The organism is Paenibacillus sp. A3M_27_13, assembly GCF_024213315.1.
GTDB lineage: Bacteria > Bacillota > Bacilli > Paenibacillales > Paenibacillaceae > Paenibacillus > Paenibacillus polymyxa_B.
Map to the genome: position 1 here is coordinate 77,555 of NZ_JANAVE010000006.1, position 21,130 is coordinate 98,684.

Consider the following 21,130-nt stretch of genomic DNA (forward strand, 5'->3'; position numbering starts at 1 on the left):
ACCCTCTATACACGCTATGGAAATCAGTTCACTTTGGGTTTCTAAGGAAGTTCTCAACCGAGAACTTTTGTCTTAGTTGTTCAAACGGAACAGTGACTTGGCCAATGATATTAGATTGGTCCAACAAGTTGGCGTACCCAGCAATAAGAGCTGCATCGCCAACGGCAATTTGCTCGTCACCTTCATCACTCTCATTTTTAAGAGCAGGAACAGCAGTAACCACTAAAGTGCCTCCCATATATGTACGTTGGTTGTTTGTGTTCACTCGAACAAACCTCTCTTTTTGATCTTCTTGAGACATAATACATCCCTCCTGTTTGAATAAACAAAAAAAGCCCCGAACACAAAAAAAGGCATCGTCAAATAAATTGACCACCAATTTTGCATCAGAGCATGTACATTCATTGCCGTCACCAAGACAACAATATTCTCCTTCTCCATCGACTCATGTCGTCAGAGATCATCAATGTGTTTCCGAATAGCTATATTATAGCGTAATCTAACTTAGTTATCAAGATAGACAGATAATTCATCGGGTCATATACAATTTCTACCTCTCTAAGGACTCCCTTCAGCTTAGAGACTTTCCGATCCTGTTTCAGTATCAATGATAGCAACTGCTCCACGCCAATAGAGTGAAAAAAGACCTGCTAGAGTGATTTGTATTCATCCACAAATGTAATCCTTTGCTAACAATTGCTGTAAGCAATTGTTAGCAAAAGGATCCTACAGCTTAGGTTATGAGAAAGCAAAGTACGCTCGCGGGACGCTGGTAAACGTTATTTTCCTAGATGATTCTGGTTCTGTACAGATGAGAACAGGCATCGTTAAGGCAACAGGCGATGGACGTAAAGTCTTCTTCATGGTTTCTTAAAATCCAGTAGAGGGTACTCACGAGCCCTCTTCACCCTAAAGATATCTTGGACATACAATTGAACGAGGATCATTCGGTTGACGCCTTCTTTTTTTACACTAAAAGTATTGCAACTTTCTTTTAATGGATTCGTTAAAGAAAGAGAAAGGATGTGTAAATCTAAACATGGATAAACCTGCTCGAATTATTTCTATTCTCATACTTGCTGCAGGTGTAAGTGTGTTTACTGGTTGTGGAAAGCAGGAAATAACTACACCCACTAATGAAGCGGTACCGCCAGCCCCTGAGTCGGCAGTAAAAGAAGGACCAGGTCAATCAGCCAGCTTGGACGAGATCAAATGGAATGAAGTTAAAGACCCTCTGGTCGAGGATGGCATGATAACAAAACTCAAAGTGGCTCTGGACGCCTTTATATCAAAAGATTTGGATCAGTTCCATGCTGCACTCAGCCCAACTGTTAAAACAGGGCACGATTACCTCCTGGGTCAGCCCGTGAAGTTTACAGGTATTGCCGAAGCTATAAAAGAAAAGGATCGGATATTGGTACCCGTAGTAGGCGAACGGCTTAATAAAGAAGAAGGTTCTTCACCTGATATACGGTACACCTTCTATTTCGAAAAAGATAAAGATGGATTATGGCAAATTGTTTCGATAGACTAAATGACTTTCTCATTCCATCCCCAGCAGAAGACGTTCTGATTAAAATCAGAGCGTTTTCTTTAGGTCTAACAAACTGCGGGGTAGTTGAGGTTTTGATGGCTGAAGTCACAGCAACACTGAGCTGGCTGAATGGTTTCCCATGTTTGCTTCTCCTATCCTGGCCCCCAATGTTCCGTGGGTCGCATAAAACGAAGGACAGGAACGTAGAGCGCCTTGGCTGAGGCGTTCTCCTCCGGCGAAGGCGCTCTAATTATCGGCCTGATTAGCGGGTCTTAGGGGCGGGGGGTGACCCCTTAGAGCCGGTAGCATGAGCCCATCGTTTACTGTATTGCTGACGATGTTCATACGAGATCTGCCGGTAAGTCTAATAACCTACCGGCTTTACACTGTTCCTAATATATTTCATTCTAGCGTTACGATTACGGTACTTTCAAATTGATGTTAAACCCTTTACAATTCCACAAGGTGAAAGACCTACAGTTCAATTGCGACCTAAAATAATTTAAACTATCTCCTTAATTAATGGACTCCCACCAGGCTACATATCCTGTAGAATCTGTCTTAGGGAAGATTTCCCCCATTCCTCTTCAAAGTCTGCTTCCTCTAAAGGGCGTAAGTTCTTAAATTTCCGTTTTTCCATTACCCGTAGAATATCAGCAGTGATACTTTTTATCATTTGTTGGGTTCCTTCAACTTCATTCATAATCTCCTCTTGAACACTGCGGTCTTTGAAAAAGATAAACTTGCGTATACGATCGTTCATACATGAAATGACCGTTTCAATATCTTGCTCGTCCTCTGGCTCAAAGGCTTTTTGAGTATCGGCGTAGTTCTCCTCAATGGCTTTAACGATATAACCAGCCATATTCGTAACTTCCGCATTCCGCTTCTTTTCATATACATACTTGATATGACCTCTTTTCTAATGGATAATTGTTAAGCAAACCTATGAAGCTTTTTAACGACTGCAAGCCCAATTGTGATATATTTAAGCTAAAACCTTTTTAGAAAAGGGAGATTATATGGTCAAGTTGTCTTTATTTGCTTTAACTAAAATTGTTGAATCTATCCCACAGACTATTGTGGATCATATGTATACGTATTTATATAAGGATACTGATGGTGTTTCCAAGGAGACCTGGTTGTTTGAATATGTCAAGCGTATACTTATTGAGACATTTGGGTACGACACACAGCATCTTGAAGATCACGTTGAAATAAGGGAAAAAAATTATAGAAAAAAACAACAAAGTAAAAAGTACTGGCTTAAAAAGTTTCAAGAGGAATTGGTCAAGATTCCAAACAACCCTGTCTCGATTGAAATTTCATCATGGAAGCTTGCACTTGAGCAAATGAAAGTTTCTGCACCTGAATTAGATATTATTGCCGAGTCAGAACGATTAATAGGTGTAAAAAACTTAGAGGATTTACCCGAGCTACGTTTGAAACAAATTAAAGAATGGTCATCGACAAATTCGACTTTCCTCTCGGATTATCGCTATTTGTCAACAAAGAAAACGAATCAAATACGAAAGGCTCTAGAGACAGATCTCAATTTTATTATTGCTGATACTATTGAGAAGTATGATTTAACCCAAGCTGTGGATGTACAGCCACATGGTCTAATCGAAAATGTAGTCTTCTCTGAGAAATCAACATCATTGAAAATTAAAAGAGAAATTAATGCAATTACTTTGAAAGAGACTTTCTTCGACGACTATGAGATTAGCGACAATGAGTTTCTGCGGACAATTATTAAAGTTGAAGATGGCGACTTGCTTTTTGCCGACAAAAGCTTAACAAAAACCTTAGATGGAACAGATCGGGAAATTATATTCTATGTGATGTCCCAAAAAGATGAATCTTTTTACACCGATAGAACAATCACTGTGGATATTTCTAAGTTAGTGCAGCGAGCTTACAACTCTCAAGGGGTTAAAAATTACGTAGAAATTGAAAAACGATTACGAAAAATCAGATCCTTTGGATTTCAAGCCGTAATTAAAAAACAGTCTGAAAAAGCAAGACCTGGTTCAGCAGACTGGAGTATCTTTGATTCCGTAGTAATTAATTCGAATCCTAATGGCAGACGTTATGCCGAGATTGTTATTGGTACTTATTTTCACCAACAGTACATTAATCAGCAAACGGTAAAGATATATAGAGATAGTCTCGATTCAATCCAAGGGAGCATATCCAAGATACTCGTGCATGCTTTACAAAAAGAGCGGTTGGAACGTTACGTCCAAGGAAAGCAATTTAGAGACATCTTCCCACTCAACTTTTTCACGCGAAAAGTACGAATGGACAAACGAAAAACAGAAATGAATATGAGAAAAGTACAGGATGCACTTGAAGAGTTTAAAGCCCTTAATATCCTGATCGAATCTTACAAAAGATATAGCCCCTCTGCCTTCGAAATCTGCTTCATACCACTAACGAATACTGAAATGCATGACTTCTTTGATCAGGTGGATTCACCTATTCAATTGTCACTCCCTATACAACCCGAGCTTATAGAGGAATGAAATCGTTCTTCTTGGCTCGGTTTTCTTTTATAAAAGGAAAGATATTTCGCAACTTCCTCAAAAAATATGATCAATCAATCTTCGGATCAGTCGATATTGTTTAGCATGAATATATAAGAGATGAGATTAGTCTAACTTTCCTTATAATAGCTATGGTTTTATTTTTATTACTATATATTCGTACTCAATCGATTTTTATTACGAATTTTTCGTACCATGATATATTGAACGATTTTTTATTACGTAAATATCGTACTAGAGTTTAAAACATATTTTAAATAATTTTTAAATGATTAGGATTAGACAGAATTATTACGATTTCCTCGTACCAACTAAATTCTTATTACGATTTCCTCGTACTTCATTAGTTTTTATTACATTTTCTTCGTACTTTCTATGTATAAGCAAAATTATTACGAATTCATCGTACTTTTCAAAAAAACTTTTATCTTATAATCTTTCATGAACTTGCATGATTTATAGATTTTCTTACTGTTTTCTCGTACTCTATGTATTTTATTACGTGATACTCGTACCTTTAAAACTTTATTACGATTTTTACGTTCTAAACATGAGTAAATTCTGAAGGACATTTGTCGAATTGAAAATTTTCCCTTACAAATTCAGGCCCTAGAATTTTTCTTACCATTTTTTCGTACTAAATTAGTTGTTTAGATTTACTTAGGATTATCACATTTTTAGATTTTCTTACGTTTATCTCGTACTTTTTGTGATGTTTTCAATTGGAATAGGCAATGCTATAATCATTTTTGTAGTTGAAAGTTTCACAGAATAAAGTTTTTTTAATATAGTAATTGCAAAAAAAAAGAACCCAACTATATATCTAATAAGTCGTTAGTTTGGCGACCAGCACTTATTAGACAATGAGGAGTCGGGGTCTTGGTTTTACTACTTTGTTGATGTGTTTTTAGTATATCACGCCTTCAAAAAAAGTAAAAGCCATACCCTTTATTTCCCGTATACTTTTTTGGTTGGGGATAAAAAAGGAGTGGCAACCAATGAAACATCATCCCTCGTTGTTCGATGCTCGAACATTACATAATGACACTCGCCTACTCTTTAAGCTTAAGTTGTTACTTGGTACAGTCTGTGCTTATGGTGGCGAAGTCCCCCTCACGAACGTTGAACTTGCGAAACGTTTGGGAACCTCCAGCTATCGAGTTTCTGTTCTCCTGCAAAAATTAATTCATGAAGAAATCGTTTATTATGATGAATATGGAAGACTATTTTTTAAAAAATTTGTCTTTGTTCGAGATAAAGAAGAAACGGAGAAAGACGATCTGTATGCGAAAAACTTCGTTTTTTTTGTATCGGAACCGTTTTTAAGTGAAGATCGAAATGTTCAGCGTTTTGTTCTTCATTATGTTGGAAAAGAACTCGTTTATATCCCCGGCAACTTCCGCTGGGGGTATATTAGTGATCTTTACGGCCCATTGGGTCTCCTCAACATTCGTACTCGAAAAGAAGCGTTGAAGATTCTTAAGGATGCTTCAAAGTATTTGAAAATGAAAATTCATAAAGAAAACTTTCAAGTGTTAAACGTACATCAAGAGTGGTTGGACATGGGGGAAGTTTTTTCTGAAGGTGCAGAGCTTTGGGTTATGAAACAACTCAGAAAGCATCGTTTTTGCTTTGAATTTTTATCCCGCAAAGCTGTTTGGCAAGTGGCAAAGGTTATGGAAGATTATTATGCTAAATTCGGATACGAATATGCAACTGAAATTTTTGATACCGCTCTTTATAACATTCAAAAAAATAAAATGCGTTCTCAAGCATTCTTTAAAATGATCTATAGAGAAGATGATGAATACATAATAAGTGATGAAACGAACGAATTAGACCAAATCAGTGCCTATTTTCGTGCGGTAATGGAAGCAGCTGAGCTTAATTATGCTGTTCAACTCTCAATGGATCTTGATGGGATAAACAATAAGAAACAAGCGGCAGAATCAAGCCTCTTTACCAGCGAGCAATTATCAAATGTCCATCAGAAGCTGATTCAAGAAGCTAATCTCCAACACCGAATCATTTGGGATAAACTTCTCCGATTAAATCAATGCTGGCTTAACAGGTTTCGTCAAAGTCCGGATTGGTTTATTCAAAATTTTTATCGGATAAAGTCTCTTCCAGCTCCTATCTTAGAAATTAAACAAGAAATAGAAAAATTACTATCTAAAAGGAAGGCAGAAGACAGGAAATGGGCACTCTAGTTTTTTAGACAAGCCTCTGGTTTATTTAGTATGCCCAAAATAATTCTGCAGTCATATTACATAACTTATTAGCAGTAGTATCTTTTTTTATGACGCCTACTGCTATTTGTCATGTTTATCTTTAAATGTTCTTTGTATTAACCTCTATCTTTATCCTCTAAATTATATATTCTCGAGAATTCACGAATTACTTGCAAGCCATTCTACTTTTGTTTACTCACATTTAATGGTTTCTTTTTAAAATAAGCTGTGGATAACGTTTTTTTGTGTGTGTTTATATTTTTGGTCCTTGTTAATAATTATTTTGTTAGTTGGGATAGCTCAAATCTTATAGTGTATAGTAAGTTGATGACTCTTTATTACGTTGGATAGCATCTGAATAAAAAATCTTACACTTTGGATTCTGAGATTGAATTTCTGTTTTCAATTTTTTACAATCTTAAAACCTCAGTATTACCAAGGGTTTCAGTGAAATAAAACGTGCTATAAAAAGGTATTAACGAAGGGTGTTATCTTTATGTTTTTAATTAATTGTTTTAAAAAAAGATATTGATTTATGGTGTTGGTGAAAGGTTTTAAAATGGCTTCAATGAACACCACCTCCTAAAAGATATATGAAATTAGATAAACAATAGAACAACCTTTGCAAGATAAAAGAAAAAAGCCGCTTCATACCCTTGAAGCGGCCTTTTTTTATCCAGAATTAATAATTCTTCTGCATCAGCCCTATCTAGCTTCCTGCCATTCTGTAAATCTTCAATTATGGCATTTTTAAAGCCTCAATAGCAGTATCTATAAATGTGATTACATATAGAGGGATGACTCTTTCTTGGGGAATCACTTTTTTTTAAAACATTAAACAAAAAAAGCCTGCCATTTGTCTGGCAAGCTATCAAAATTTTATTTTTATGGTTATCGTGAAACTTCTAACAGGTGTGGCTGGCTTATTCAACAAACAACAGTTAAGAATTTATTTTGAATTCCTCTTTTCCGACATCCATTTTGAACGATCCATCTTCATACAGAAGTGGGCTACGTTCCACCATGCTGCGAGAATATTTCTCTACGTGGCTGACTATCATTTCATTGGGTCCAGTAAAATCGATATGAGCAATAGCTACCCAATACGAAAAGCTGTTTCTCTTATGAAGAGGAGTTGCGATAACTTGCCCTTGATGATTATCAACAACAGCCCGAACTTTCATGGATTTAAAGCTGCCGAAACCATTGCTGACTGCACTATAGGCGGCAAATAGAACAAAACGTAAGGCTGCTGGTTGATGAATTATAATTGTTTCTTTGCCGTGAACCAAAGCATCTCCATCAAGTTGAATATACGGCGCACTATGTGGGGAACCGAGATTGCGGTAATAAATTTTTCCTACTTCATTATCTTTCGTCACATAAAAACAATATAGATCTAAATCCTTCATGGTCTCCCACTCTAGAGTGGCTGTAACTTTCTCTGATTTATGTATGTTGATACTCTCTTTTTTCTTAAGCTCAAGTTTCATTGGTGTTACCACTTTAGGAATTGTGAGTGGGGCTTTATCGACTTCAGCAGGTATTTCGTTTTGTGTCGTTTCAGATACTTCAAGACCAAAATTTTTTACCAGTGCATTAAGACCACCGTTGAACCCACTAGCCACTGCGTTAAATTTCCATTCTCCTTTATGAAGATAAAGTTCCCCTATGACAATGGCCGTCTCTTTATTGAGCTCTTCACCAAAGTTAAAACTTGCAACCTCTTCTCCGCTCACAGGATTATATATACGACATAAGGCATCATTGACATTGGAGAAGGATTGACCTGTCGTTTCACCTTCATGAATAGTAAGTGTGAAGGCAATCTTTTCAATATCGAAAGGGATCTTTTTTACTGAAATCCGAATGACCTCCAGAGATCCATCTGCGGGACCAGAATGGCTAACAGCCTGTTCCCTGCTTATTTGCTGGTTATAGAAGATCATATCCTCGTCTCGTGTACATATGCCCAAAGAATTTAAAAGGAATGCAGATGCATTGATATCAATCTCCGAAGATATAGTTTTCCAATTGAGTCCAATCGCGATATCCTCAAAATCCCTCCCTTCTGTAACATCTATTTTTTGGCCCTTTGCGATGATCACATTAATCACTCCTAGATAGGCTGGTTGCGTTGAATGTTATATTTTCCGAGTATAGCACACGTGTATTAAATTGAGAAAGACATCTTAAAGAGTGACTCTCTGCATTCTGCCTACCTTAAAGAAGGAGCATTAAGAAGTGTATCCCCCCTCTCCTATAATGTATCCGTGAGGCTAAAATATATATAATTCGCTCTTCATGGAGCGTTAGGTTAGTTCGTGCTTCAATAAGTGCGTTCGCTTCGGATACAATAAAGTGATCTGATATCACATTGGTTCAAAATTAAATTCCATTTGTTCTTCGATGGCCATGCCAACTTCCTCTTGTCCCAATCGTTAATCTGATTGTACTGTACTTTGGACAGATAATACACTCATGTTGGCGTGGTCTTTGTAGGGGGCTTTGAGATCGATTTAACTATCTAAAGGCCACACGAACGTGAGTCATATGGTCACTCAGTTCCAAAAGATATGTATCAATGTAATGGATTGGGGTGGGATACCCGGTGGGAAAAGCCACACCAACGTGAGTATATTGCAGCAAGAAAAGTAACAAAGCTCCTAATTCAAGTGATCGGCCACGCCAAGGTGAGTATTTTTTATAAATAAATAGGGGGGTCTAGTGTATACATTGAAGTAAGACCCACAAATATAGACGATACTCACGTTGATGTGGCCGCTAACTCATCTCTGCGTGGCTTTTAACTCACCTCTACGTGGGCCTTTACACTCACGGCAATGTGGCCCTTAACTCGCCTTGGTGTGGCCTTTCACTCACGTTGACTTGGCCTTTAACCCTATGAATCTATTGATTTTACTAAGATATTCCTTCCCTTAAAACAGTAAACATACTGAAAAATAAAAGAAAAAATATTATAAATAATAAAAATATAAAGATAAAATAGGTGTTTAACGATTCTGAATTTTTAATAGTATTTCAGTGGCTGTTTCCCTAGAAAAATAAGACCCGTTTCTGAAGATGAATATCCCTTATGACCTGCATGCTTATGAATCATCACCTAATTGGTTTGGTTCATTTCGATACTGAAGACTCTAAAAAGAAAAAAGACGACCACATGGTCGCCTGTATGAGTAATTAAATTGTATCAAAATAGGAATGCAAAGCCGAGTATTGCGGTTCCGTTGCTTGCTTGTCCTTTATAAGAGCCAAACCTAGAGTAATCAAAGCATTCTCCTCCCCATGAATAATCCGCTCCCGCAGGATATGCAACACCAACTGATGCATTGGAGCATGGGTATCGTTGATTTCATCATCGGCATTATGTTCAAAAACTCGATTAGCCTGGAAGAACACATTTTCATAACGGTCCACTACCAAATTAAGAAGAGCAAATTGATGATCCTCAGGCAGTTGTTCCGAAAAGACAAGGGTTTTAAATAACTCAATATCACTCATAGCATAGCCGGCATCTGCAAACCACCGCTGGGCACCCTTATAAGTCATTTCAAAATTCAACACAAAAAATAGATCCTGCGAAAGTACATTTTTGATCGCGCTCATAGGCACACCCTCTCTAATCTGTATTGGTGCTAACATTTGCAACATATAGCTTTTTCTTTTTATCCATTTTTAACGTTACGGTAATGGCAGCTGGTTTAGATGCCAATTGAATTTCAGGCGCACGAGTCTCTTTCCCCGCGTACTGGCTTAATTGTACCACATTATTATAATTCACCAAATTAATGATGGGCCGCCCATCATACTCCATCGGATACTTGTCTACTCCTCCATCAGCTGATCGAACAATTCGCACCGCGCTATTACCATAGTATTGAGCAACACCATATACCACTGTAATCGTATCGGCCTGTAAATCTGCTAATATATCACCTGGTGAGATTTGAGACGAAGATCCTCCCCCACCCTCTCCAATCGGTAGATTCATCCCCCCTGTATCAACGTAAGGCTTGCCGGTAGTTGGATCAATACCTCCATTATCAAAAATGGTAAGATTTTGATTCCTCATCATAGCTGTCGTATCTTGCTCATATTTTAGGTTAGTTGCATATCCAGCTCTAGCAATACCTCTAATCATGTCATACGGATTCTTCTGAGATAATGCCGTCTTATACCTACTATTTTGTAGAAGAAAATTAGAATGATCGATAATGGACTCCTCAAAACTACTATACGAACGAAATGGAGCCACCACTTTTTTAACCTTCCCATTCTTTTCTTGCTCCGTTGTTTTCCCCTTACAAACAGGTCCTCGCCAGCGACTATCTGCTTTAATGCCGTACAAATTATTACAAATATTATGTGCACCAAAAGATGACTCTACTCCAGCTTGTGCAAGTGTGACACTGGCAAAAATACCTGTCCTTTTCTGTTCCTGAATAGCCAAGGAAGCATACCTCTGAACAAATGGATTCATCTTATCGATACCCGGCACATTCGGAGGAGGAAGGTCAGGAATATAAGGTACACTAGAAGACGTTCCCCCCCCAGCAGACGACCCGCCACCACTTCCCCCGCTTCCGGCCTGATCTCCTATGATGACCTGGTTCACATATAACATCTTAGGGGACTCATAGTTGCGAGCGTCTGAGCTTGCTGGCAACGTAATGGGAATGTTTTGGGACATCGCTTCTTTCGTAGATATGTCCAATATTTCAGATATGGTATTAATATACGGCACCGGGTTAACGGCTTTTTTCCCATCGGGAATAGTTTCAAAATGCAAGTGGGCTCCCGTGGATCTCCCCGTATTACCGGATAAACCAATAATTTGTCCGGCCTCCACGGTATCGCCTGGATTCACAAACACTTGGCTTAGATGGAGATACCGCGTCTTTAGATTTAACTGCGGGTCCGGATTCGAAATAACGACAAAAATACCAGCATTTTGAGTCGAAGCTGGGTCGCTAGGCATGGGGAATTTTACGGTCTCCACTGTGCCAGCGGTTGAACTTTGAACAGGTGTTCCTTCTGGAACTCCGATATCAATACCCGAGTGTAATGTCTTTTTTTTAGTAATCGGGTGTGTACGATACCCATAAGGACTTGTAATGTGCTTTTTCAAACCCTGAACATAGATTTGGGGCGGCAGTATTTTTTGAGAAACAAACGAATCTTCAGTCTGGTTGGATACTAAAATACTGACTACTATGATGATGGCCAACAAGACTAGAATTAAAAAGGCAATCACGGCTGCAATGAGTAGTGTCGTAAATTTAAACTTCTTCTTTACATAAGACTGTACAGCTTTTTTGACCAGTGTTGAGGCTATCTGCTTTGAATTAAACCTGGAAGCCATCGGAATCCACCCCCCTGTCGCTAATCCTTCTTAGCCGAGGTCGATTTTCCACGAGCTTCAACCGCACGCTTTTTGATACTGTTCGCCACATTAATATTGGCATCCGATACTTCAGCGACCTTGCTGGCTTTATTCATAATCGTCAAACTTTTCTTTTCCGTTCTTAGAGCTTCGGTAATTTCAGAAGACATCTTGTTTTTTATTTTGAATGCCTGCTCCATTTGCACTTGTCTGGTGTTCACCACATTCAATTTTTCGTTGGTGCCCTCCTCTGCCATCAACCGTCTGATTTCTGCAGACTTCTCACGCATGGCGGATTGGAGTTTTGTATCCTTGATCTTGACTTTGCTCATATCCATGCGTGTATTTAATTCAGGAGCAATATGCGCTCGGTAAGGAACCTTTACCGTATCCACTTTCGACCCAGCAGCCTGCCGGATGATTTGCTCTCTGGCTTTTGATTGCAGTGGACCTTTGATGGATACAGGTTTTACTCCTGCATGCGTAGTCGAAAGACTAGTCGATCTCGTCATTGTATTCAGAGATTCATTCGCATCCAACAATTTCGTTTGCTGCTTTGAGAATTCAGGCATACCAGAAAAATGAGAGATAATAGACGCACGTCGCAATGGATTCGACATCGCGGTTTTAATTTGGGATGCATTGTGTAAGCCAGCAGTTTTAAACCGTAAATTCATATCCTGAACGAATGGAGTTTGTTGAACACGCTCACCGGTTTTCCGGGCCTGCTGAACACTATCACGCTGATCCTGTTTGTATCTCTTGTACAGCTGCATCATGGAAAAATCGTCCATGTTGGCTTTAAGTTTCGGATTCCCTTGCAGCTTTTTAGCGTTCTTTATCTGCTGGGAGGCTTCTTGAGGGCGGTCGTTAAAAAATGCCCCTGTCTGCCGAATCGCACTTTCATTGGAGTACATAACGGATGCAACCTGCTGATCATTCATACCAGGATGGATACCCTTTGTAAGGATAGCGTCTTTAATGTTGCCACCACCGGATTTGATGGAAGCCAAACGATCCTTTTCGGTTTTCCATTCCTTATCCAGCCCACGAAAAGGATTCTTCATCCCATGTTCCAAGTTTTCATTAACTTTGCTGACAAAAGGCGTATATTGTACAGGTTCACCGCTACTGGCAGCTACATCTTCAGCTGCGGTCTTTTCGTTATGATACCGCAGGGACATACTAGCTGCTGTTGCATCATCTAAACTCTTATTGGCATTGTTTAGCGACAGCGGGTTAAACTTACGGGGCATACCAACTTTATTAGCCCCTTTGTTTCCCCCAAATATTGTAGAAACGGCTTTACCTACGGTACGGTCATAAATGCCATCACTCAATTTCCGTTTAAAGGAATAAGCAAGAACAGATGGCTTTCTTTGTGGTACCTGAATACCGCCCCCACTCCCAGGATTAACTTTTCGAACCAAAAAGCCAGCAATATCTTTTCTAAAATAAAAGCCTGCTAAAATGGTGATTGTTTCAATGACGAGCGAGACGAACCAACTGCTTGTTATCTTGTGTACGACGGTAAAGACGCCGTGCCCTAAGACCAAAGAAATATCTAAAAATAGCAACCCCATAACGGCACTAAATAGGGAACCGATTAATTTGATAAATTGGGGCTGTAATGCAGGAACGCCGCCGCCTCTACCCGGGAGTAAAGCTGCAAAAAGAGTAAAGGACATCATAGCCGACTGATACAAAGCTTTGAGTCTACCGAGAATACTGAAAATAGCAAAATAGGAGAAACATATTAAAATGATAAGCGATAGAATACCATTCATGATGACGATGCCAAACTTGGAGAGCGTCCGCGATTTCGCAACATGAGGGTAATCAACTTCAGCATCTTTTAAAGCTTTCGTACGTTTTTCACTATCGGGTTCTGTATTTAGCACTTTTTTTAGCGTAGTAGGATCCACATTCATCGAATCGAACTGCATCATTTGGTAAGGGCGATCTACAACTTCAGTCCATAATTCCCGTGAGAACCCAGATACTCCCCCTTTTCCATTATTGGACGAGTTATTTCCGACGCCAGTTCCTGGATTGGTTGAATTAGACGAAAACGTGATATAAAAAGAGTTATTAAGATCCTGCCCAAAGGAGTTTACACCTTTAAGGAAAGGTCCTAGATTGGTGAAGAATGCCAAGATAATAGCAAGTGCGATTAAGAAGGATGCAATCGAAGACATCCCATCCAAAAACCGACCTTTGATCATGAGATACAGGATATAAACGATCGTTATTTGAATAAATACGCCTATAAAGTCTCCCCATAATCCGTCTCCCCAACTACCAAAACGAATCCCGGTGAGATTCTGGACAAGTTCAACCACAACGTCCACGATGAGATTGAAGTATCGGAATTCAAATGCTTCCTGAGCAATAAAGATAAAAAATTTGGTCGTGTAAATCGTGAGCATGAGGCAACCACTGACCACAAAATCCAAAAACGCATTCATGGAGTCTTGAGCCTTTTCTTCGATTTCTAATGCTCCACGGTCTGGATTAACAGTTTCCACCTGATAACGGGAAGCGGGCTGGTTGTAATTTGCTGAGCTGTCTCCATCGTTGGGGATTAGATCATCAATAATGTCGGCATGAGCAATGGAAGATGACGATAGCGCAAGGAATGTAAAAAGTATAAGGACCAAAAGGCGAGATAACCGCTTCAGGTGTCCAAACTTATTCATACGTCGCACCTTCCATTTGCTCCACGTGCTGCTGGAACTCCTGAAGAATACCAAACTCCCCCATATCATTTTGTGTAAGTTCTGATTCTGCTGGAGGGCGGGTATCAAAAGCTTCTTCCAGATGAGTAAAGACCAAATCTACATCTAGAATACCAATGCGGCCATTTACATCTTGCATCAAGCACTGTCCACCATTAAGATTACGGATCATATCAATATTAGATTGGATATGCTCAAGTCCAAACAGACTAAGTGTATTCTTAATCTTTTCGGTATCCTCATCACGAAAAGCAAACTTGATTCCGATGTTACCAGCCATATCACCGGATACATCAGTAGCATTCTGTGTAATAAAGACAGCCCCACCATTCAAGCTTCGTCCGGTCCGAACGACTTTGTTTCCAATCGCTTTTCCAGCATGGTTTGATAAAAAGGACCATGCTTCTTCGAAGATTACATATTTAAAGATTCCACGGTCGTGATAGATGAATTTTTCAGCAAAGCGAGCTACAGCGAACATGATACCCACACTCATCTTTTCGCCTAATGAATAATTTTCAGTATGTGTCTGGGGATCTGGAAGCTGTAAATTAGCAATTTGCAGAATATTAAAGATACAATCCAGGTTCATTGTCTTCTCCTCACCCGTACCAAATAACAGTTTGGCAAAGGAAAGAGTCATAAAACTCTCTAAAATTTCGGCAACAAGAGTTGCCTCTGGCTTATTGTCTTCTCCGATTTTATAGAGTTGTTCTATACATTTTGCTAAGTATGGTTTGGGTTCAGCGGCAACCATCTGTACAGCGCGCGAAATATAACTATATTGCACCGTGTTTGTACCCGTTGATGATAGATAAGATAGAATTTCAACCGCTGCCTCTTTAGCCGTTTCAATATCTTTGAGCATGATGAAAGGGTCGAGTTTCCCTTGATCCTCCAGATCGGAAGATAAGGTGGTCACCTGAATTTGACCAGCTTCATCAAGTTCAGGGAGGTGCAGAGGCCAATTGGTTCGTTCATTTTTAGGGTCGAGGATAAGCACTTTTCCTCCTGTAACTGTCCCACAAATGTATGAGAGCAGATTACCTAATACGGATTTCCCCCCACCTAGCGTACCTACAATAACGATACTTGGACTGCGATTGATTTTACTAGGGTGTCCTGGGTCCATATAAACTGGACGGGCCAAATCCCCAGTAGTGCCGATGTATGGACCATGCTCATCACCAAGTTCCTGCGATGCACCAATCATACTAGCAGCAAGTGTTTCAGGTGGTATTCGCTGAATGTAATCCGTCACGTACAACGGCGAACCAGGAATAAAATCATTAAAGAGCAGCCATTGATCACCAGCAGGCTGTGCTACTTGGATATTGCCAGCATCCTTGAAGTGATCTTGTAAGATTTTAGCGTTACTTTTCAGAGCATTCAGATCCGTATGATAGAGTCCAAATGTTACATGCGTTAAAAAGGTAGGATTTTTACTTTTCTTGTAATCGGCTTCTAAAAAGTGAGCACTTGCATGTTTATCCGCCAAGTCTTCAGGTACGGTGGCTTGTGCTTCGTTGATATTTTTGATTTGGTTTTCGATTTCCATTTTTTTGCGTGAAACTTTAGATAAGGCCTCACGTGATTCAAGCACATCTACCTTGATGCTCATTTGCATAGGGAATGGTAGTAAGGCGGCTGAATATAGCCACTCGTTATCAGGCATTTCCAACTCATCCGGTAATTCGGACACCGTTAAGTATGTATGATGAATCGTCTTCTCTTCACCATCATGAGGCTGAGTCAATGTAATGCGACGTGGATGTTTTGCATTAATATCAGCTTCCGTTAGAGTGAGCACTTGCCGTGAATCATACATAAGGGTTTCCATACGATTTCGAATGCCTTTTTTTATTTTCGGAGACCATGCTTTTGTTTTGGTGGAACGTAATTCAGGATCGGCAATCCCTAACCAGAAGTTGCGTTTAATAAGCCATTCGGTGGTCCGTTCCGTTCCCCGAAGTAATTTGATTTTGCGGCTGATCCGACTATATATTTGTTTTTCTTTAGTTAAGTAAGACAGAAATTCATGTTCATATATTTCAGGAGCATTCAGTCCGGTAAACTTTTCGATGATTCGCTTAGGGCGGGATATGATTCGTTTGACCTCTGTGTAGACCCCCTCTATTTGATCAACTAGGTCACTGCTCTCACCTTTAGCAAGATAAACGATGATATAAGCCTTGTATTTGACATTGTTCGAATTAATGCCTGAATTGTAGATCGAGTTTAAGTAATCCTCATGAAAATCCACCATCTGTTTTGACCAATCCCTTAGCGGACCGGATAGTCGTTGTCTCAAGCGTTCGTGATGCTCAGAGATATCGTGGACCTCTGGCAGCCATAGCAGATGAAATTTATCGCTAAACACGCTTAGTAGGGATGAGAGTGAAAATAATTTATCAAGCTTTCGCCGGTCACTGAGATGATCATATACAAAAGGGCTCAATTCATAGACTGCCCAGGCTTCATGGTTATGAGTAAAGATAAGATTCTGTTCAAAATAAGCAATCGGAAATTCTACATTGATTCGCTGTGGTTTTTTTGATAAATCCAAAGCTGGTTAACCTCCTTAAAAAAGAGCGCCACTTACATGCGCTCTCTATGGGTACGATACATAATTTTACTTTTGTAAACATAATGGTTGTTGTATTGCATCTTCTGATAACGGCGGAGTACCTTGTTCCGCATTAAGAAATACACCATGCTCATGAGCCATTTGTGTGGGGGTTTACCATCCAACTTTTGTTTGGCAATGAACCAAGTCAGTAATGAAGGGAACACTACGTATGTATATCCCCCAGGAATGAAAGGTAACAGTTTACCAATAACAAAAAAAACCATAAAGCACACAAGTGCAATACCGGCTATGCGGATGTTGAGGGGGAAAATGAGCTTTTTTCCCTCAATGGCATAGAGTATTAAATCGAAATTCCAAATTTTTGAGTAGTTTTGACAGATAAACCTTGGTTTTTCGCTTGGTTTATCCATAAGCTAGTTACCACCAAAAATAGCGTGCATGATCGTTGTACTCAACTGTTTAACACTTTCCCAATTCGAAAAGTATCCGAGAAGAAGACTAATGCCAATAAAACTAAACATTTTTGGCCAATCACGTTTAATAAAGAAATAAGCAGACACCGCAAGTACAATACCTGGGATAACTGGATTAATATTTCCTGAGAGCTCTTTTCCTAAATTTTCACCGACTTTAATTTTAGTGTCAGTGTCAGCGTAAATAGGGGTTGTCCAAAATGCACTGATTGCGAGCGATGTAAGCATAGTGCGAAGACCTAATTTTTTCTTTTTCTTCTTGTCTTTGTTCATATCTAGCTTCCTTTCAATTTTACTGAATTGAAGAATCTCCAATGGAGGTAACATACATTTCACTCCCTTTGGATGCTACTTTTAAGATCCAGTCATTTTTAAAATTTTCTCCTGAAGGACCTTTGACGGATACCGTTGCATAAATGGTGTAGTGTCCTTCAGCATCGGTTTCAGCTTGTCTCAACGTCAAGTTTTCTACCTTTTGAAAGGAGTAGTTAACCTTTTGATAAGTAGCTGCTGGTTTGCTGCCTTCAGCATAGAAATATTTAAGTTCATCAGATTTGTTATTAAACATTGCTGTTAAGACACTTGTCGTAATCTTTTTAGCGCTCTCAATAAGCTGCTGATCTGTTACGATTTCTCCTAAATTGGTGGATGGAACGTCGGCCTTTTCCTCATCACCAATAAAGCGAGGATAGTTTTGAACAACATACTTGTTACCGACAACGGTAACGGGAACAACGATATTTGTTTTGATAATTGAATTGTCTTTATCCAGAGGATTAGGCGTTAAACTCAATTCAGTTGACTTATTCTCAGGAGTGTTCTCTTTTGGTAATGTGGCTTTTCGACGAACGACAACTGTAATTTCGGCTAACGATTTATTAATCCAACGAGCTTCAGTCACCTCAGTAGTCAAAACATCGCTTTGTCCCTTCGTTGAATAAGCATCCAGGCCAGCATCAGCATCGATGTTGGTAATGAATTGAGCGAGCCTGTTACTGCGACTATTGATGTAGTTGCTATCCCAGGTAAAGTATTCTGTTGCAAATTCAGCAGCAAATCCTTTGGCGCCAATGGGTACCTCTTGTATTTGACTTCCGTAGTTATTCACTTGTTGAATAACCTTCGGCCCAGTAATTAGGGAAGTTATTCCTCGTAAACATACGAACCCAATAAATATCCAAAACAAGATCCGATAGACCTTCCCCATCATCATTTGTTTTGGGGCCTTCTCTTTCATCTTCTTTTGAGTTGTGGATGAAGGTGGGACTACCTCACTCCCTGACTTGTCTTGTGTTTTCTTTCGTCCGAACATTTGTTCACCTACCTACCATTTTCTTTCTTTTTGGAACCACTGCTGATATTTCCGATTGAACCAAGGAAAACGAAAATAATGATTACGAGAATCACAAGGTGCTTCGTGTCGAAGCCAAGTAACCAACTCCATACATTTCTAACTCCATCCCAAAGAGACGGCGCTCTACTCGATACCGTATCGGATACCGTATCAAGAATGCCGCTAATCTTCTCATGACTTTCATCTTGCTTCCGCGATGGCGGAGATGGAGATACATCAGTCTTTGTCTCCTGGTGTTCAGCTGCCGGTTGACGGGTGGACTGAGAAATCTCTTGGATACTTGCCTGTGGCGTACCTGAAATCGAAGCAGTGGAATCAACACTTTGCTGTGGTTGCCTCAACACCATTACAGCCACGATCAGAAGAACGACAACACCAAGAGATGTAATCATGATCTTCTTCTGTTTTTCCAAATAAGGCTCACCTCCTAACGAAATTTTCGCTAATTAATTAATTAGTTAAAAACGAAAAAATATTATCTAATTAATTAGATAATAAGAAAAAAACAACGGACTAATTGATTGTGAATTCTAACTAATTAATTAATTAGTTGGTTAGTTAGTTGTATATTATCACAAATTAATTCGTTGGAATATGATTTTTTTTTTAAGTAGTCCATATAAGGCAGATTTTAGGACTCAGTGTTTTCCAGGGGGCTATTTAATTCAGCGTAGTTGATTAAGATATCTTGAATACTTTTACTCACGATTACTTTTGACGAATTCTGAAAAACCTTCCCTGCCTGTTGGAAAATATAATCTGCTGCTTTCCGAATGTTTTGTAGACGGGTTTCGTATTTAGCGGTTGGGATGACAATAGCGATGTACCCTTCCCTAATTAGCTCGTTGGTCGATAATCTCATGACATCATAGTATCGCTTCAGTTTATTTTGAATGGACACTTGTTCGCTAAAAAAGGGTGATCTATAAACGGGCTCTGTGGATCTATCTAACTCAATATAAAACAGTTGGTTTTCTAGTTTAAGAATAGCGTCCGGCCTGATAATGAGTGTTTCGTTATCGCTAGCTACCGTTTCACTTGGATACCAGTCCCACTCATCAAATTGAACCAACTTCATATCGCCACTAAAAATTTTGTATTTCAATTCTAAGTATAATTTAGCAATTTCCCAGAAATGCTCTTTCTTAGCCCTCTCCATGTCTACTTCAATTTTTGAAAGCTTTGCCTCGTCAGGTATGTCCAGACGTTTCTCAACAATCCTCAGTCCTCTTAACGTCAGATATATCCAAGTCTTACCGTGAATCGATCCACGAGAGGAACTAGGTTTATTCAAAGCATCCGGATTTACACTTGTCGTCTCGATAAGTCCTCTGCTTTTTAGCTTTCTCTTCAGACGAGCCATTTGAGCCTGCAAGCGTTTATTGTTCTGATCCTCAATTTCATGTTTCGTTTCTTCATCTGCTTCTAGGTAGTTTTTGTAATATTCCTCTGGTCTCTCATTAAAGTACAGTTGTGAAATGTATTCTTGCTCCATACATCGGCATTTGTAAAGATCAATCAGAAATGACCAGTCCATTTGAGATAGTAAATCAATGGTCTGGCCTAAAGAATAATCGGCTTGCTTTTCATTAGTCTCTCGATTAGGTAGGTTCTTCAAAAGTATGTATCTCCTTCTCTTGGATTTAACAAGTGATAATGGCTGTAGTAAAAATGCCGCAGTTTTGAATAAAACTATTTTTTCGGCATTAGTCGCGTTTTTTAAATCATAGTAATCCTTTGTTGTAAAAGGAATTAGGCATATTTTTAATCATTTTTTACCAACAGTATACATTCATATAAAATCCTTTGTAAAATCGTGGATAAAACAACATTAAAAATGTACATAGATGTGCATATAAAAACAAGCATACAAATATATCAATTTTTCTTATATACATTCACTCCTGTCAGTCGCTGTTTCAAATTTTTGAATATAGGTTGATCGGGTTCTGCAACCGGTATTTTCTTTTAGGATGTACAGATCCTACAAGATATGAATTCTAGAACATGAAGAAAGCGTTATATCCCATGAGAGTAAAAAGTCATGCTGGTTGTATAAAATGAAAAGACTTAAACTTCAAATGGGATTGGTTAGAAGGATATTTTCTGATGAAATCTGATACAGATTGAAACAGATATCTATATTGTTGCTTATGTAAGGGGATTAGGAAGTACAGGCCATCAAGTAATGGTTGTGAGGTGGTGGCTGGTTAGTGCTTCATGGCCAGGCTCTTTCCTGCTAATACTGGAACAAACA

15 protein-coding genes are annotated in these 21,130 nt (G+C 39.1%); 3 read left to right on the forward strand and 12 right to left on the reverse strand.

The genetic code is table 11. The features are described 5' to 3' along the window. Positions 1-28: 28 nt before the first annotated feature. Positions 29-301 carry a hypothetical protein gene (locus NLX82_RS19565; protein WP_254348824.1) on the reverse strand — a complete coding sequence of 91 codons (273 nt, stop codon included), beginning with the start codon at positions 299-301 and terminating at the stop codon, positions 29-31. A gap of 738 nt (positions 302-1,039) precedes the next feature. Here NLX82_RS19565 and NLX82_RS19570 point away from each other — a divergent pair. Next, complete coding sequence (locus NLX82_RS19570; RefSeq protein WP_254348825.1) at positions 1,040-1,534, forward strand: hypothetical protein; 495 nt, start codon at positions 1,040-1,042, stop codon at positions 1,532-1,534. Positions 1,535-2,072: 538 nt separating this feature from the next. On the opposite strand, the gene NLX82_RS19575 is transcribed toward NLX82_RS19570, so the two are convergent. Beyond that, the gene (locus NLX82_RS19575) at positions 2,073-2,399 is read right to left on the reverse strand and encodes a hypothetical protein (RefSeq protein ID WP_254348826.1); all 327 of its coding nucleotides are present in this window, start codon (positions 2,397-2,399) and stop codon (positions 2,073-2,075) included. 157 nt (positions 2,400-2,556) lie between these two features. Here NLX82_RS19575 and NLX82_RS19580 point away from each other — a divergent pair, with 157 nt between their 5' ends. Continuing rightward, positions 2,557-4,062, forward strand: a complete 1,506-nt coding sequence (locus tag NLX82_RS19580; protein ID WP_254348827.1) for a hypothetical protein — start codon at positions 2,557-2,559, stop codon at positions 4,060-4,062. 1,019 nt (positions 4,063-5,081) lie between these two features. Continuing rightward, on the forward strand, positions 5,082-6,293 hold the full coding sequence (locus NLX82_RS19585) for a hypothetical protein (protein WP_254348828.1): 1,212 nt from the start codon (positions 5,082-5,084) through the stop codon (positions 6,291-6,293). A 962-nt stretch (positions 6,294-7,255) separates the two neighbouring features. On the opposite strand, the gene NLX82_RS19590 is transcribed toward NLX82_RS19585, so the two are convergent. From NLX82_RS19590 to NLX82_RS19635, 10 genes are all read right to left on the reverse strand, one after another. Continuing rightward, positions 7,256-8,422: a TerD family protein gene (locus NLX82_RS19590; RefSeq protein WP_254348829.1), complete on the reverse strand. Its 1,167-nt coding sequence runs from the start codon at positions 8,420-8,422 to the stop codon at positions 7,256-7,258. A gap of 1,093 nt (positions 8,423-9,515) precedes the next feature. Beyond that, positions 9,516-9,941, reverse strand: a complete 426-nt coding sequence (locus NLX82_RS19595; protein WP_254348830.1) for a hypothetical protein — start codon at positions 9,939-9,941, stop codon at positions 9,516-9,518. Between the two features lie 13 nt (positions 9,942-9,954). Further along, entirely contained in the window at positions 9,955-11,697 is a 1,743-nt protein-coding gene (locus NLX82_RS19600; RefSeq protein ID WP_254348831.1) for a glucosaminidase domain-containing protein, read from the reverse strand. Between the two features lie 20 nt (positions 11,698-11,717). Continuing rightward, the gene (locus NLX82_RS19605; RefSeq protein ID WP_254348832.1) at positions 11,718-14,417 is read right to left on the reverse strand and encodes a CD3337/EF1877 family mobilome membrane protein; all 2,700 of its coding nucleotides are present in this window, start codon (positions 14,415-14,417) and stop codon (positions 11,718-11,720) included. Further along, positions 14,410-17,022, reverse strand: a complete 2,613-nt coding sequence (locus NLX82_RS19610; RefSeq protein WP_254348833.1) for an ATP-binding protein — start codon at positions 17,020-17,022, stop codon at positions 14,410-14,412. The genes NLX82_RS19605 and NLX82_RS19610 overlap by 8 nt, the downstream gene beginning before the upstream one ends. Before the next feature lie 32 nt (positions 17,023-17,054). Then, positions 17,055-17,456, reverse strand: a complete 402-nt coding sequence (locus tag NLX82_RS19615; RefSeq protein ID WP_254348834.1) for a TcpE family conjugal transfer membrane protein — start codon at positions 17,454-17,456, stop codon at positions 17,055-17,057. Positions 17,457-17,459: 3 nt separating this feature from the next. After that, positions 17,460-17,792, reverse strand: a complete 333-nt coding sequence (locus NLX82_RS19620; RefSeq protein WP_254348835.1) for a hypothetical protein — start codon at positions 17,790-17,792, stop codon at positions 17,460-17,462. 19 nt (positions 17,793-17,811) lie between these two features. Then, positions 17,812-18,831, reverse strand: coding sequence for a conjugal transfer protein (locus NLX82_RS19625; RefSeq protein WP_254348836.1), 1,020 nt, complete (start codon positions 18,829-18,831; stop codon positions 17,812-17,814). A gap of 8 nt (positions 18,832-18,839) precedes the next feature. Continuing rightward, the gene (locus NLX82_RS19630; RefSeq protein ID WP_254348837.1) at positions 18,840-19,286 is read right to left on the reverse strand and encodes a hypothetical protein; all 447 of its coding nucleotides are present in this window, start codon (positions 19,284-19,286) and stop codon (positions 18,840-18,842) included. A gap of 218 nt (positions 19,287-19,504) precedes the next feature. Then, the gene (locus NLX82_RS19635) at positions 19,505-20,491 is read right to left on the reverse strand and encodes a replication-relaxation family protein (protein WP_254348838.1); all 987 of its coding nucleotides are present in this window, start codon (positions 20,489-20,491) and stop codon (positions 19,505-19,507) included. Between the last annotated feature and the right edge of the window lie 639 nt (positions 20,492-21,130).